The organism is Microtetraspora sp. NBRC 16547 (assembly GCF_030268965.1).
Taxonomy (GTDB): Bacteria; Actinomycetota; Actinomycetes; order Streptosporangiales; family Streptosporangiaceae; genus Microtetraspora.
Genome location: NZ_BSSE01000108.1, coordinates 1 through 381, shown reverse-complemented (window position 1 = coordinate 381; position 381 = coordinate 1). Strand labels below are relative to the sequence as shown.

The following is a 381-nucleotide window of genomic DNA, read 5'->3' as shown; positions in this document are numbered from 1 at the left end:
ACGCACCGTCCGCCGCGCCACCAGAACACAGCGGCGAGCCATCCTCGCCCGCTACGCCACCTGCATGGTCGACGACTGCCACCTACCCGCCCACCTCTGCCAGATCGACCACGTCCAAAACTGGAGCAACGCAGGCGCCACCGACCTCGACAACCTCGGCCCCACCTGCCAGTTCCACAACCGCGACCGCTACCAGCACCCCGACCGCTACCAACTCCACCGCGTCGGCGGCAACCGATGGGCATTCACCTACATGTCAACGGCCAAGTGCGTGTCGCCGCTGGTGGCCAAGTCGATGTCCCCGTGTCGTCTTAGTTGACTACTTCTTGGTGAGGCGTCCTGGGCCTCGGGTGCGGGCTTGTCGCATGCGGAAGGACTCGC

At 65.9% G+C, this 381-nt stretch carries 1 protein-coding gene; it reads left to right on the top strand.

What is annotated here, in order from left to right:
• On the top strand, nucleotides 1-319 hold a 319-nt coding region (locus QSK17_RS35810), incomplete at its 5' end, for an HNH endonuclease signature motif containing protein (protein ID WP_285711144.1).
• Nucleotides 320-381: the final 62 nt, after the last annotated feature.